We start from the raw sequence: 15,521 nt of genomic DNA on the forward strand, positions 1-15,521 counted from the left end.
AAAATGCCTGACAAAATCATTTACGTTGATAATCAACCGCCGGTTTTTGAAGATTGGGCGCCTGGCTAAGTTCCGCCGACGGGATTGGCAGCAGGAAATTGCCGCTGTTCGCATCTATTTTCCGCTCGGCCGTGGCCCAGGCCGTTTTCGTGAAAGTCCAGGACGTTGGGTCCGGAAAGCGGTCGGGTTTAGTAAAGAAAAATCCGCGGTCCTGTGCATTCAGGATCGCGTATGCCTTAGTTGGGTTGTAATAATGCAGACTGACCAGATCATACCATGCCATTCCTTCCATGGCAAACTCGACGACCCGCTCTTTAAAGATCTGATCAAATGTAAGCGCACCGGTAACCGGCGAAAGTCCGGCTCGGGTATGCACGTGATTGAAATATTGCAGTGCCTTAGAATCAGTGGTAGAAGTATTATTGCCCAAAACTGCCTCCGCATAGGTCAGGTACATTTCGGCCAGACGCATCATATAGGTATCGTGCCCGTAATTTTGCTGCGCAGCCTGCCCGCCCACATCCGCGGCCTTGCCGGTAATGTATTTTTTGATGGCGATAAAATTGACATCCGTTCCGGTGAACGGGAACACCAGTTTCTGACTTCCGCCCGGTATCGTTTGGGTAATCTCCGGATAGCTTGCTCCCGGCAGCATGAACGTCGCTTTCAGCCGCTGGTCCACAGTCCGGCCTTGTAGTACCGTTTCGGAAACCGTTTTAATGCCTTCATACTGCTGCATAACCCACCAGGTGGCACCTTTATCACCTCCCCAGCCATCTCCATTGGCAATATCAGGGCCATATGCTAGATAGGCCGGAGTGGAATTCTGCGTACCCCATGCACCAGGCGAGTACGCCCATTGCAGCGAAAACAGTGACTCCGCATTATTGTCATAGGGATACCGGAAAAGGCTCTCGTACTTCGGCAGCAGCGACGCCCCGCTGAGGGTTATCACGCGATCCGCATAATACTTTGCACTGTCCAGAAATACCTGGTTGCGCTGGCCCGACGCGCCCGCTTCCACACCCGCACGCGTGAGGTAAAAACGGGCCAGCATCCCTTCGGCCGACCATCTGGTAAGCCTTCCGACCCGCACGGGCTTTTCCGGCAAATCCTCGGCTACCTGCCGCATTTCGCTTGTAATGAATTTCCACACACTCTTGGGCGTATTGCGCTGCACAGTCGTGTCGGAAAGCAGTGTGAGGTTGTTCTCGATTACCGGTACGGCGCCCCAGTTCATTACCAGGAAACGATAGGCCAATGCCCGCATGAACCGCGCTTCGGCAATAGCGTGCTTTTTAACAACCGCGGATACCGACGCCCCCGCATATTTCTGAATGTTCTGAATAGCCAGATTCGATTGTCCTACAACGATGAAAAACGACCGCCACGTCGAGCCATTTTCCGGCGTATTTCCGGTGGTGTTGAAAAGCACATTTCCCCTATCGTTCCATGCCGAAAACGCCGTACCCGCCCGAAAGTCCCCGAGGTTATACGACGCCTTGTCATTGTAATCGAACCATACCTTGCTGTATAGCAATGCAGTACTCGCCAGCACCTGGTCGTCGGTTTGATAAAAGCCGGCATCCACAATGGCGTCCTTAGGCGGGCGTTCAAGGAAGTCTTCCGAACACGCCCAGAGCAATGCGAATGGAAATAGGACAATCAGCTTCTTGTAAATGTTTTTCATGTATTTCATTTTTCGGCTGTTTTAGAAATCCAATCCTAAACTGAATGTGTAAACGGGCGTCAGCGGATAGCGGCCGTAATCGAGACCGACCGCCTGGTTCGTTGCACTGGCATCCCTCGAAACATATGCGCCCACTTCGGGGTCAAAACCCGAATAGCGGGTGAGCGTGGCCACGTTCTGGGCGCCCACCGATATCCTCGCGCCCCGGATGATTTTCTGGCGTGACACCAGCGATACCGGCAGGTTATAGGTCAGGGAAATATTTTTCAGCCGGATAAACGACCCGTCTTCTACCCATTTATCGGTATGCCGGGCGAAGTTGCCGTTCGGGCCATTCGAGATCCGGGCCACGTCGGTGCCAGGGTTCGAGAGGGTAACTGTGCCGTCGTCGTTTTTCACCGGCTTGGCATAATCCATCGCATGCACAAGCAGGTTGCGACTCAGGTTGATATTACTCGCGTTGGTATTCAGTTTGCCCAGAAAGTTGTACACGTCATTGCCGTAGGTGCTGGTCAGCAAAATGCTCAGGTCGAAACCTTTATAGGAAAATGAATTGGTAAAACCCGCAAACAGCTTGGGCCACGGGTTACCGATGACCGTTTGATCGTTCTCGTTGATAATACCGTCGCCATTCACATCCCTGAACTTCACATCCCCTACCCAGATATTGTTTTCATTGATAGGCAGCTTCACGCCGTTATTATCGACAGGTAACGGGCTCTTTTCGATTTCCTCCACAGATTGGAACAACCCTTCCTCGATATAGCCTCGGAACAGCCACGGCGCCTTGCCTACTTCAGAGCGCTGCGTCCAATCAGCCAGCCACCACGACGTCCGATCCACAAACGCCGCATCCGAATAGAATGACTTGATCTTTGTCTTAAAGCCCGATATATTCAAATTGGATTCCCATTTAAACCCGCCGCGGTTGACATTGACCGTGTTGACCGTAAAACCCCAACCCTTATTCTGCAATGCACCGATATTGACGGTGGGCGATCCGACAGCGCCTACCCCATTGGTTCCCATGTACCATGGCAGCGGCTTTTCCATCAGCAGGTTGTCCGTATTTTTGATATAATAATCGAATTCAAACTGGATGCGGTTTTGAAACAGCCCGAGGTTGATCCCGAAGTTGTTTGTCTTGGTTTCTTCCCATTTCAGTCCGTCGTTGGCGTATTTAGTGGGTAGAAACCCGGTGGTAGTGGGCGTAGTCCCCGTGCCCATAGGCGAATAAATGCCGCCGCTGCCCTGATTGCCGGTAATGCCTGTTTCGAAGCGCAATTTCAGCTCGCTGATGGCCGGCACATGAAAGAAAGGTTCCTGCGAAACGCGCCACGCTGCCGAAACCGACGGAAAGAAGCCCCATTTGTTATCGGCGCCAAAATTGGCCGAACCATCGCGCCGGATAGTACCCATAATAATGTACCGGTCTGCGAAATTGTAATTCAACCTGCCTAGATACGATTCCATCGCCCATTCACCCGATCCACCCGAATTGCTGGCCGTAAGCGCGTCGCCCGCCGCCAGGTCGAGAATATCGTTGGTAAGGAAGCCTGTACGCCCTCCCGCCAGGTTCTTCCAGGTCGATTCCTGCGCTTCGTGACTGAGCATCACATTTACGCTGTGCCTGCCAAACTGCCTGTTATATTCCAAAAGCTGGTTCCAGTTCCAGTAGGTATTCACACCCGAGCCGTTGGTGTAGGAAGCCGTCACATTCTGTGCCCAGCCGATTTTGTAAGTCGGGATGTAGTAGGATGAATTTGAAAAACCCAGGTTGGTATTGAACGAGGTCCTGAATTGCAGGCCTTTAGCAATCCGCACGCCGATGTTAAGCCCGCCCAGCAATTGCCTTCTGACCAGCTTGTTGGTCGTCAGGTTTGCAATAGCAATGGGATTCACTGGTGCGAAAATATTCGCTCCGTTGTTGTCGTCGCCCCCGCCCCAACTACCGTCGATATTCCTCACAGGCACCTGTGGCGTGAGCTGCAATGCATTCGAGATGATGTTTTCCTGGCTTGTGGTGAGGTTGTCGTTGGTTTGGTTAAAACTGAGATTTGCGCCGATGCTCGCCCATTCGCGCGGTTTATTATCCAGGTTGAGCCGGAACGCGTAACGGTTAAACCCGGAGCCCAACGCGACGCCATCCTGTTTCAGGTATTCGCCGGATAAATAATAGGTAGTGCGGTCGTTACCACCGCTGAGACTCAGCTGGTGCTTGTGCATGGGTGCGTTTTTAAAAAGCTCCTTTTGCCAGTCGGTACCTTTTCCGAGCAGAGAAGGATCGAGGAACTCTTCCGGTGTTTCGCCACCTGCCAACTGGTGGTATTCGCCCACCATTTGGGCGTACTGCTGCAAGTCCATCACTTTCAAAGGCTTTGGGGGAGTTTGGAGGCTGAATTGATAGCCATATGCAATTTTTGTATCGCCCGCCTTGCCTCTTTTCGTTGTGATTAACAGGACCCCGTTTGTGGCGCGGGAGCCGTAAATCGCCGTGGCGGACGGCCCTTGCAGTACCTCCACCGATTCGATATCGGCCGGGTTCAGGCCGGCCAGGGGATTGGAGGAACTTTGCGCCCCGAACGACACCGATTGTCCCTGGATTTGCACGCCATCCACCACGTACAAAGGCTCATTACTTCCGCTGATGGAATTAATCCCGCGGATATTCACCGAAATACCGCCGCCCGGCTGCCCGGAGTTCTGCGTAATATACACCCCCGCTGCGCGTCCCTGGATCGCCTGCTCCAAGGTGGTGTTGGTGGTACGCGCAATGTCTTTGGAAGAAACGGATGTCTGGGCAGTCGTAAGATCGGCCCGCTTCATCTCCCCGTAGCCGACCACTACCACTTCATCCAATGCTTTGGTATCCACTTTCATCGCCACGTTCAGTTCCGACCGCGCGCCTACCGGGATTTCCTGCGACAGATATCCCACGAAAGAGAAAATGAGTGTGTTCTCCCCTTGCCCCAGTTCCAGCTCATATTGCCCTGCCGAATTGGTGGTGGTGCCTCGCGAAGTCCCTTTCACCACCACACTTACACCCGGCAGGCCCTCGCCCTTTTCGTCAGTCACTTTTCCTTTGATCGAAGCCAGTACTTCGCTTTTATTCTCTTTCGGTTCCGCTTCAGGCAACGTCATCGACGAGCTCTTTTCGGCTTTGAAAAGCATCACTTGCTTTCCCGCCACCTCGTAGCGAATGGAAAGCGGCCTGAACAACCTCACCAGCGCTTCCGCCAGCGGCTCATTCGACGCCTGGAACGTAACCCGCGTCGACGATCGAATCTCGGCCGGGTTGTAAATAAATTTCACCTCGGAGTTCCGTTCGATAGACAGGAGTACACTTTTGAGGCTCTTATCCTCCATCTTGAGCGTGATTCTTCTTTCCAGCAGATCCTGGCCAACTAAACGGTAATGACTAAACGTCGAATGAGAGAAAACGACAATTATGCATAACTGTAATAAGGATAGTTTCATGATATCCCACACAATAGTTTTGAAATGTAGATTTTCAGGCATATTCAGTTTCCATTTGATTCAGCATTGAAAACAAGGCAATATTTTCCTATCCCTTTCACACGAGCGGAAGGCATTTAATGGGTCCAGAAGTATTTCAATCGGCTTTGCAGCCCCCGCCATGTATGATTACCTGTCCATCCACCACCTCATACTTTGCGTGGATAATCCGGCATATCAGATCCAGCTGTTCATACATCGGTAATCCCGAAATGTTCGCCGTCAGCTGGCAGTCCGACAGCAATTCTTCATTGAAAAACAGCTCGATCCCGTACTCTTTTTCGAGGGTTTTGAAAACATTTTTAACCGGCGCCTCGTCAAATACCAGCGACGCTGCCGGTATTTCACGCACTCTTAGCGGCACGTCCACAATTACCTTCATCAACCGGGATTCCTGCTTGTCGAACAGTACCCGCTGATTAGGTTTCAGTACCACGCCTATAACCTTTTCCGGCGCGTCGGCAATGGGTTCATCCTGCTTCGAGTAGACCGACACCCTGCCTGTTATAACTGAAACCGAAGCATTCCGGTCCTTTTCAAACGACCTTACCGTGAAACTCGTCCCGAGTACGCGGGTTACCAGTTCATTTGTTTTCACCAGAAAAGGCCGTTCAGGATTATGACTGATCTGGAAAAATGCCTCTCCTTTTAAATATACTTCCCGTTTTTCCGGAGCGAATTTCTCCGGGAACGTCAACTCACTTTGCGGTTCCAGCGTTACCACGCTGCTATCTTCCAGCAGGATTGTAACGGGCTTCATGGTCCTGTTGAAACGTACAACATGCCCATCCGTATTTTCATGCACACTCGCCGCCGCGCGCAGGCTGGCCGGCTTGGTTTCCATAGAACGGTAACCGAGCCAGCTAAGCCCTGTCACGATGCATATTGAGGCTGCAATTCCCCAATACCGGTACAAAGCAGGCCTCATACGCGTTTCCGTGCGCTGTGTGTGCCCCCCTATGTGTGCGAGCAGGTCCGTCACGCGGCCGTCCAGCTCCTCCGCTCCCACGTACAGCTCCTTTTCAGCCAAAACATACAACAATGCACGCGCCTCGTCCAGCTCTTCCCGGCGGTCCGGATTTTCTTTCATCCAGTTTTCCCAAAAAGCCGCCGCCGATGAATCCTGTTCCAGTATCCACGACCTGAAAGACGGATCCGTAACGAAGTCGGTAGCAGTGTAATATCGATAATTCATGATTGGGGAACGCTTCTGATAAAGAGATACAAATGGCTCCTCCCGGATACCATGAATTATAGATTTTTTTGAAATATTTTTATTCAAATATTTACAAACAACTCAAAATCAAGAAAATAATAAAACAAGAAGCGCACTGATCGCTGAGGGGCTGAACCGTTTGCGAAGCTGGCCATAGGCCATTTGGAGCAGATTGGAAACCGTTTGCGGAGTTATATTGAGCATTGCGGAAATCTCTTCGCGGCTGAGCTCCTGGTAATATTTGAGGTAGATCACCTCCCGCTGCCGCACAGGCAAGGCAGCGAGCATTTCCGAAACTACCTGCGCTTTCCGTGCCAGTGTTTCATCGCGGATCATCCACCATTCGGGAGAGAATTCAATGGAAAAGGCATACTCGTCGTGGAGCGGATCGTCGGCCAGGCGCATTGTCCGCCGGTTACGGGCTATTTTGCGACGAATTGATACAAGCAGATAAGCTTTGACGTGTGTTGGTTCGGCCACCCTTTCTCGGCTATGCCAGAGGTCAATAAAGACTTCCTGAATACAGTCTTTTACGAAGGCTTCGTCCTTCACAAATTTGAAGCCATAATTAAGCAGGGCTTTAAAATGGAAATGCATCAACAGCCCCAAAGCCCGGTCATTGCCTTCCACCAGCTCTTGCCAGAGCCGGATATCCCTGGATTGAGAGGAATTTCCACTGCTAGTCATGCATTTATCGGACGTTTTCTTTGCCGGGGCTATACAGGCAGGCGCAAAGGACGGGCTGCGCAAGTGTGCTGCATAGCTGGGGCCCAAAGATATATTTATATCACTATAAACCTAATAAATATTATTTTACAGCGATCCCCAGAAAAGGAAAGATATAGTCGTAGAAATCCTGAGGAATAAAAGGCTTGATAAAATATCCTGAGAAGCCACTCGCCATTGCCCGCTCTTTCTCGTTTTCGAAAGCCGAAGCGGTCAGGGCGATTATAGGCACGACGGGATCGAGCTGACGAATGAGCGCGGTGCTTTCGAAGCCGTCCATGACGGGCATCCGGAGGTCCATCAGTACAAGATCGTAGTGAGTCTTGCTAAACATTTCATATGCTTCCTGCCCGTTCGACGCCGTATCATGGAGGATGTTCCTGCGTTTCAATAGCTGCGTAGCCAGTACCAGGTTGGTTTTATTGTCGTCAGCCACAAGTACCCGCACTTCCGGCATAGCTTCGGCAACCACTACCGGTAGCGGCTGGCTCACTACCACCGGTTGCTCTGAATAAGGCATTGACAATCGGAACGTAAACCTGGATCCCTTCCCCTCCTCACTTTCCAGATGTATTTCGCTGCCGAACAGGCGCATCAGCTCCCTGGAAATGGCCAAGCCCAGCCCCGTGCCACTCACGCTATCGGAATGCGTCCTGGTCCGCACCTGGGTGAAAATTTCAAAAATACCGGGCTGCTCCGACTTCGGGATACCGATGCCCGTGTCGGTCACAGCAAAATCGAGGGTCACAGCGTCTGGGGTACGGTCCACTTCTTTTACATCCAGTGTGACCGAGCCCTTTACGGTAAATTTGATCGCGTTATGCACCAGATTGGTAATCACCTGACTTAAACGAACGCGGTCCGCGACAAGCTGCACAGGTAATCCGGGGTCGACCGAGAACACCAGGGAAATTCCTTTCTCATTGGCTTTGGGATCGAAGGTCTTTTTGAGTATATCAAAAAAATCGAAAGGATTGAATGGCTGCGGGTCGAGCACCACGTGATTGGAGTTGATCTTGTTGAAATCCAGCACGTCGTTCACCACTGCCATCAGGTGGTCGGCCGAAAATTTCAGGGTTTTGAGCAGATCATTGGGCTTTTCGCCGCTCTCTTCCTGCATCATCAAATGCACCATGCCTACGATCCCGTTTAGCGGCGTACGGATTTCGTGGCTCATCATTGACAGGAAGTCCGTTTTAGCGCGGGTAGCCTGCTCGGCAATGGTTTTTTGCCGTTCCAGGGCATCGTTCTGCTGTTGCAAGGTATAGCGGAAATAGAACTCGCGCTTATCTCTATTGTAATTCAGCATGACTACAAAAGGAAATACGACGTGCGCCGCCATTACAAAAATGGCTCCCTGTTCTACAAAATCCGCCAAGGAGGTATTGCTCAGAAAATGGATCGACGCCGGATACAGTACCAGAGCCATTACGGAAATGACCACGCCATAACGCGGCGGCCAACGCAGCACCAACCCCGCAAATATGACCGAGAGCGTAAGGTTGATACAAGACTGAACGTATGAAAAATGCGGCCTCGACAGCAGGAATGCGTAAAAACAGACCAGTGTTGCAAACGTATAGAAGCTCATCTGCTTTCCTGAGATCACTTTTTTGTAATTCAGGAACATATATCCGAGAATAATCGAGTCGGACAGCAGGTGAGTCGGCAATATTGTGTAAAAAAACGGGTCGCCGGAAAAGTAGAAGGCCATTGCCGACAACGGGTTGCAAACCAGAAAGGTAATGCAAAACAGCCGGTTTGGAACCCGTGTCTTAATTTCCGACTCTTCCTGCCAAAGCTGCTCAAAAGATCCGGAGTGGTAGATATCTTTCAAATAGGAGCTTTTTTGAACGTTGAAATCCAAAATTACCCTTAAAAATGTAAATGACAGCACATTTCGGGACGCAAATCCCGGGTTTTATCAAGCCGCCCGGCAAATGCGGCTATTCCAGTATCACGTTATCAAAAAATCCCCTCAGTTTTTCAGAACCGATGATCCTGCGGCAGGTTTCGACGGTGAGCGGCTTTTGCTGATAATCGATCACCTGCCCGAACGTCAATGCCCGGGACTTCTCACTCTCTTCGGTTGCCGAGCTTACCATGACGACCAATACTTTGGACAAATACGGCTTATCATTGATCGCTCCCAAAAACTCCCAGCCATTCATCACCGGCATATTGATATCGAGCAACACCAGAAATGTCGTTTCCATCTCCTGGTTACCATCCAGATAATCCAGCGCCTCCCGTCCGTTGTAACAAAGCACGGTATCGCACAAAACCCCGCTTCTTTTGAGAAAGGTATCATGAAGAAACAACATGATCTTGTCGTCGTCTACCAAAAGGATTTTGAGCCCGTCATTCGTCATCGTACTGAACTTTATCTGCCTTGCTTACAATTCTGCGGACCACCTCGTCCAACTCATCCGCCGAGGATCTGATGAGCCCGAGCGCCATTTCAATCGGCATACCCGCTGTATCACCGGACTGAACAAGGTCCACCAGGCCCATCAGGCGCGTGAGCGGGGCACGCACCACATGCGACTGCGTCCAGGCGATCTCCCTCAGTTGCTCGTTCTGTTGACGGTACCGCTCGTTGCTGACCTCGAGGTCCCTCGCTTTCTTTACCGCATCGGTAATGTCCCGGGAGTTTGCAACCACGCCACCAACCGCCGGATCGTCGGTCATATTGGTTGCGATTGTCACGATCCACCGGTATTCCCCAAAAGCGTCCATAAAGCGGAAAGGCTCTGTTCGGATCTGCTTGTGTTCCCTGATTTTTAAAAACAGTGCCAGTACGGCCTCCCGGTCGTCGGGATGTATCCAGTCGAATGCATTTTTCCCTATAAAATCCTCCGGTGCAATACCCAGGATCGGATAACTGCTTTCGCTCACAAATTGGTAGTTGCCCTGCTCGTCCAGGATTGCAATGAGGTCTGCACCCTCCTGCACCAATGCTTTAAACCGGCGCTCGCTGGCCATCAGCTCCCGTTTTTTTTCCATGCGCTCGGTCACATCCGTGATCACGCACATGTGCAGGCCAGGTAAAATATTGGATTTGGAATTGAAACTGCCGGTTATCAGCGTGCCGTCCTTCCGTCGAATTGTCATCAAACCGTTGAGAATTTCACCATTGAGGAAGTTCTTCCATACCACATCGAAGCCTATTTCGTCGGGCAAATGCATAAAGTCCTTAATACAAACCCCTCGCAGCTCATCCGCTCCATATCCGAGCATGCGGCGGGTCGCATCATTAAGGTCTGTGCAGCAGCCATTGTCGTCGCAAAGTACGATCGCGTCAGTGGTATGGTCGAAAATCGCTTTAAACTTTTCCTCCGATATCCTGCGCTCCTGCTCCGAGGCGATCCAGGACGTAATGTCCGTTGCCAGGACCAGTTCGGCCTTTCTGCCTTTGATATAGACGATATTGCTTTGGATCAGAACGTCGATAAGCTCGCCATTCTTTTTGCGGTGCCTATAAACACCCGATGAAAACAACCGCTCGTGTTCCCGTACGATATTTACAGCGTCGAGCATCACAGGAATCTCCGTTTCCGGTCTCAGGGCAAGGATGGTCATGTCCAAAAACTCCTCCCTGCTAAACCCGTAATGCCGTACAGCCGCCTGATTGGCATCCAGTATCCCGTATGTCTCCACGTCATATACCCACATGGGTTGCGGGTTGAGCTCAAACAAATCGTGGTACATGATCTCAGAAGCCAGTGGCTCCCTGTTTTCAAACTCTTCCTGCTTCTCTATACTCATTCATTCCAACCCGCAAGGGAATCGCATTTCGTAGATTTAATATTACAAATTTATATTTCGCTGGCATAATAATTATCCTCCGGTTGCAAAACAACGAGGAAGTTTATGCGCGGATACATTTTTTTAATACTTACGACCCTTTTCGTCACCCTCACAGGCTGCGAAAACGACGACAAAACCGACCCTTCGGTAGTCGGCGAGCTCGATAAGCAGTTTATCCTGGAAGCAGCCGACGACGCCTTGTTCCAGGTCAATGCCGGACAGGTAGTTGCTTCACGTACGACGCAGGACAGCATTCAGAAATATGGCGAGGAAATGACGACCGACCACACCCAGGCTGGAAAGGAGTTGCAAACACTCGCCGCAGCCCGGAAAGTACAGCTTCCTACGACGCTTTCGGACGAACGCCAACAGCAGCTCGACAGTCTCTCCATGCAAACCGGCCTGGGCCTTGACACCCTGTATCTCAACCAGATGGTAGCAGTGCAGGGGCGCGTCATTCGTATGATGGAAATTGAAGGCACCTCCGGCAAAGATACCGAATTGAAGCAATGGGCCTCCGATCGCCTGCCTATTGTGAGGCAATTCGAAGAACGCGCCAAAGCCCTGAGGGATTCGCTGCGATAGCGGCCCGGCGGCCCGGCGACCCGGCGATCCGGCGATCCGGCGGTCTGAAGACTGTGACCGCTGACAACCGACGGCCGACCAAAGACAATGGTCCGCTCCTGACTATCCATGACAATCAATGACCACTACTGACCACCATTGTTACAATCCGGCGGCCGCCCACAGGCCCATTTTAAAACCAGAACCCAAGCTGCACAGCGATCCTCGGTTTCTCCTCATTCTTCTCTTTCGGAATGAATGCGCCCGCGGCGATGGTCAATGCGTCGACCGGCGAGAGCCAGATGCCACCTCCGTAATTGTAATGCCATTTATCGGACGATTCGCCTTCCAGCCATACACGGCCATAATCGAAGCCCCCGAAAATGCCGTACGTAAGCGGTAATGTCGGGTTATAGCTGCTACCAAGGCGAAGACGCAGGTCGGTGTCATGCCAGAAAGAGCTTTTTCCATAGAACCGTTCGGTGCGGTAGCCACGAAGTCCTAGTTTACCCCCGACATTCGGCATTTGGAAAAACTGAAATCCGCTGCCAAAGTTCACACCCGTACCTGCCTGTGTGGCAAGGATGAGGTTTTCTTTCTGGTCGAGCGCGGTATACCAGGCGAACTGGGCGCGCAGGCCTGTGAAATTCTTGTCGCTTTTCAGATCGGCCGTCCAGTTCAATGCGGCATTGAAACGGATACCCGTATGCGGCGAGAACAAGTTATCGACACTGCTGAAATTGAAGGTAAACTTGGCGCCGCTGTAATATTTGGTTTTGAAAATATCCTCCGGCAAGCCGTTCTCGCTGCTGGTAATATATCGCCCGCCGGTCGCCTGGATATCATTCACTTCGAATGACGGGCCTAAGGTAACAAAGCCATTATGTCCGCCGAAACGCTTTTTGAGAGCCGGATAAACGTAAAATGCGCTTTGGCGCACCCGGTAAAAATTGGCGTCGTCCACAGGCCGTTCAGTTTCGTTTCCTAACCCCGCGTAGTTGAATGCATAGCGGGGGCCGCGGTAGTAACTATCCAGGTAGAAATCAAATTTTTTGAATGCATTGATAAAATCGCCGGTGTAATTGACTTTGAAGCCCTGCGTTCTCACTGCAAAGCTTCCACCAATGCTCTGCACCGAAGCGTAGGGTTCTTTCTTGAACCCGTACTTGGTGATATTCACCGCGCCGCCGAGGAAGAACCCGTCGTCGGGGTTGGCACCGAGCAAGGGTAGCGGCAATGTGATATCATAGTTACTGTCGGCGCTACGGCGGTCGTACACGTTGAAGCGGTACAAGCTGGTACGTTTGTCCCTGGTATCAGGACCGGGAATAATGGTATTGTTTTTCAAATCGTCGTAGACGAGGGTTTTCTTCCCGCCTCCGCTCACGCGTGCGCTATCCGCGAAAACGTCCTTACCCAACCCACCAATAAGCCGCAGCTTTATACCTCTGCGAACATCACCTTTTACGATAAATTCGTCGTCGTCGCCATTGCCATAAATATTGATAGCGTGCGTGACGGCATTTTCGAAAACGCGCTGATAATTCTGATGTTTGATGCGGCCTTCCTTACCCGTCTCGTACACAGTTACACGCGTATGCGCATCATCCACCCGCTCGATCACGAAGCGCTCCTGCTCTTCCGTACCGATCACATTCACTTCCTTACTTACAAATTCGTAATGCGTCCGTGCGATCTCCATCAAATGCGCCCGGCGCGCTTTCAGGCCTTCGATCATTTTGGCCGATACCATCTCCCGCGCTTTCGGCGGCCAGTCGTTGAAAGACGCCTCGATGGCCTCGTCGGTAAGGTTCTTCTGAATGTATTTCACCTGTTCTTCCCATTGCTCCCAGCTCAGCTCGTTCAGAAACGTACGGTCGAAAAGGCGCGCGCTCCAAGTCGTCCACTTCATGCTCTGGATTTCCGGGCCGTAAGTCTGCAATTGCCTGAGGAATGGCAGCGTTTGACGGGCAATGTTGGTAAGAAAGCCATCGTAGCGCGAGAATGCCTGGTCGCGGTCGCGGGGAATGGGGCGGTAAACGATAGTACCGTCTTTCTGCTTGGTAGAAGCCCAGGCCCACTGGTCGTCGTGACGGTCCCAGTCGCCGACGACGAAATCAAGCAAGCGCGTGCGGATCGCCCATGACTCGTCGACTTTATTCTTGCTGTTTTCCAGCAATGCTTCCACGAGTTCGGGCGTGCTCACGATTTTGTCGGGGTTGCCGAAGAAGTCGGCGTTCTTCCATTTCTTTCCATCGGCACGTTCCTCCACGAGGTTCATGGTACCTCCGAAAACGCTGTTAAATGTCCCCAACCCGGGCTGGGCAGGCACATAATACATTCTCGGATTGGTATGATAAACATTGATCGCGCCCGCCAATGCCGGCATATTCAACGGCGCAAACGGGTTCGTGGACAAAAAGTTATCTTCCACAAGATATTGCGCTGCGATCATTTGGTTGAACGGAAATGGCAGAAACCGGCTCACATCCTTGGTAAGCCCGCGCATGGCATATTCCCGGCCGTCGCCGTCGCGCAGGCGCAGTGAGTTCGTCTGATTCCCCCCGCCCTGCTTAGTGGGAATCACGCCGCCTTTGTAGGTTGCCAGGTCGAGCACGGGAAAACGATATTGTTGCAGGTACAAGGGCCGGTAATGCTCTCCCAGCATTACCTTATGGATCTTGCCGATCGGTTTTACTTCGTTGCTGACTATGAATTTCGTCGTCGAGTCGGCATGCTGATTGTATTCGGTAAATGCGATGGTCGAATCCGGTATTTCAATCTGCTGTTTGTCCTTCACTTTGTGCTGGAAAACCAATTTTGCCTCTTTGCCATCCGGCGTTACTTCCCAGAATTTCGCCCAGGTTTCGCCGCCTGCGTAGAAGCTCAGTGTTGAAAAACCGAGTTTAGAGGATGAAAACATAGAGCCTTTCCCGAGACTCACCGGACTTACCTTCGAGCCGCTTCCACTCACGACAAACTCTTGTCCATCATTCTCGATAAATTCCAATGCATGCTCATGCCCGCTCGCGAAAATGAATTTCCCATTCTTTTTCGCACCTGCCAGCACCGCCGTGCGAAGTTCCTTGTAATGCTTGTTGGCGACATCCTGCCGTGAGCCGATCGTCGCACGGAACAATGCACTAAGGCTGCCCAGTACCGGCAGCGGAATGTACAATTTCGGGTTCAATTCGGTCAGCGGGAAAATGTGCTGCTTGATAGTGAACCTTCCCCCATGCGGACCGTACGTGTAAGGCGGGTGGTGCATTGCGATCACGACGTGCTTGTTGCGGTATTTCCGCACCACGTTCTCCCACACAAAACGGAACTGTTCTCGGTTTCGGATCTCGCAGCCGTCGTTGATCTTCTGGTCGCGGTCCCAGTCGGTAAGCCACCATTGCGAATCGGCGACGATGATCACGACATTGTCGTTCAGCTCCACCACATCGGGGCCCGAGCAGCCGTTCAAGGGCAGGAAATAGTCTTCATACTCCTCTTTGTCCTTCTTTCCGCGGGCCTCGTTAATGTGTTTCTGAACATATTTCTCCTGCCGTTTCAAACCTCTTACCCCCCAGCCGCGCCAGTCGTGGTTACCGGGCAGAAAAATGGGGCGGCCTTTGAAGTTTTCGAGCGTTTCTAGCTGGGAATTGATGCGGAATTCAGCCACTTTACGCGTTGCCGAATCTTCCGAAGGCGGCATACCTGATTCGTAGATATTATCCCCGAGGAACAATATGGAGCTATTTTTCGATTCGGTGCCGAGTTTCGTTCTGAGGTATTCCAAAACCGGTGCACGGTTTTCGGGCGAATCGTTACCGGCGTCGCCTACCAGGTACATGGTATGTTTCAGCTCCAATGCAGGATCGGGCGAAGCCGACTGCCATTGCGCCCCTTCCTTCGAAAAACGGGTTTTATAGCTCGCGCAGGACGATACGCCCGCCAGAACTGTCCCTAATGCAAGTAAACGGAGTAAATATCTATTCATAGGATATCAGCAAA

Annotated in this window: 9 protein-coding genes; 1 reads left to right on the forward strand and 8 read right to left on the reverse strand. The window is 51.7% G+C overall.

Annotated features, from left to right (window positions below; genetic code table 11):
* Nucleotides 1-16 precede the first annotated feature (16 nt).
* The 7 genes from AC2YIT_RS01405 to AC2YIT_RS01435 form a co-directional block, all read right to left on the reverse strand.
* Nucleotides 17-1,699, reverse strand: a complete 1,683-nt coding sequence (locus AC2YIT_RS01405; RefSeq protein ID WP_487278009.1) for a RagB/SusD family nutrient uptake outer membrane protein — start codon at nucleotides 1,697-1,699, stop codon at nucleotides 17-19.
* Between the two features lie 12 nt (nucleotides 1,700-1,711).
* A complete protein-coding gene (locus AC2YIT_RS01410; RefSeq protein ID WP_487278010.1) occupies nucleotides 1,712-5,056 on the reverse strand; it encodes a TonB-dependent receptor in 3,345 nt (1,114 codons plus the stop codon).
* A 247-nt stretch (nucleotides 5,057-5,303) separates the two neighbouring features.
* A complete protein-coding gene (locus AC2YIT_RS01415; RefSeq protein WP_430843176.1) occupies nucleotides 5,304-6,401 on the reverse strand; it encodes a FecR family protein in 1,098 nt (365 codons plus the stop codon).
* 108 nt (nucleotides 6,402-6,509) lie between these two features.
* Nucleotides 6,510-7,109 carry an RNA polymerase sigma factor gene (locus AC2YIT_RS01420; protein ID WP_487278011.1) on the reverse strand — a complete coding sequence of 200 codons (600 nt, stop codon included), beginning with the start codon at nucleotides 7,107-7,109 and terminating at the stop codon, nucleotides 6,510-6,512.
* Between the two features lie 121 nt (nucleotides 7,110-7,230).
* Nucleotides 7,231-8,985 (reverse strand): ATP-binding protein, encoded by a 1,755-nt coding sequence (locus AC2YIT_RS01425; RefSeq protein WP_430843172.1) that lies wholly within the window; start codon nucleotides 8,983-8,985, stop codon nucleotides 7,231-7,233.
* Nucleotides 8,986-9,094: 109 nt separating this feature from the next.
* A complete protein-coding gene (locus AC2YIT_RS01430; RefSeq protein WP_430843170.1) occupies nucleotides 9,095-9,520 on the reverse strand; it encodes a response regulator in 426 nt (141 codons plus the stop codon).
* Nucleotides 9,510-10,916 (reverse strand): PAS domain S-box protein, encoded by a 1,407-nt coding sequence (locus AC2YIT_RS01435; RefSeq protein WP_430843168.1) that lies wholly within the window; start codon nucleotides 10,914-10,916, stop codon nucleotides 9,510-9,512. Before AC2YIT_RS01435 ends, AC2YIT_RS01430 begins: the two co-directional genes overlap by 11 nt.
* 105 nt (nucleotides 10,917-11,021) lie before the next feature.
* Here AC2YIT_RS01435 and AC2YIT_RS01440 point away from each other — a divergent pair, with 105 nt between their 5' ends.
* Nucleotides 11,022-11,543: a DUF4142 domain-containing protein gene (locus tag AC2YIT_RS01440; RefSeq protein WP_487278012.1), complete on the forward strand. Its 522-nt coding sequence runs from the start codon at nucleotides 11,022-11,024 to the stop codon at nucleotides 11,541-11,543.
* 172 nt (nucleotides 11,544-11,715) lie between these two features.
* Here the strand turns inward: AC2YIT_RS01440 and AC2YIT_RS01445 are convergent, their stop codons facing one another.
* A complete protein-coding gene (locus tag AC2YIT_RS01445) occupies nucleotides 11,716-15,507 on the reverse strand; it encodes a metallophosphoesterase (RefSeq protein WP_487278013.1) in 3,792 nt (1,263 codons plus the stop codon).
* Nucleotides 15,508-15,521 lie beyond the last annotated feature (14 nt).

It is taken from the genome of Dyadobacter sp. SRI_021 (assembly GCF_057586235.1).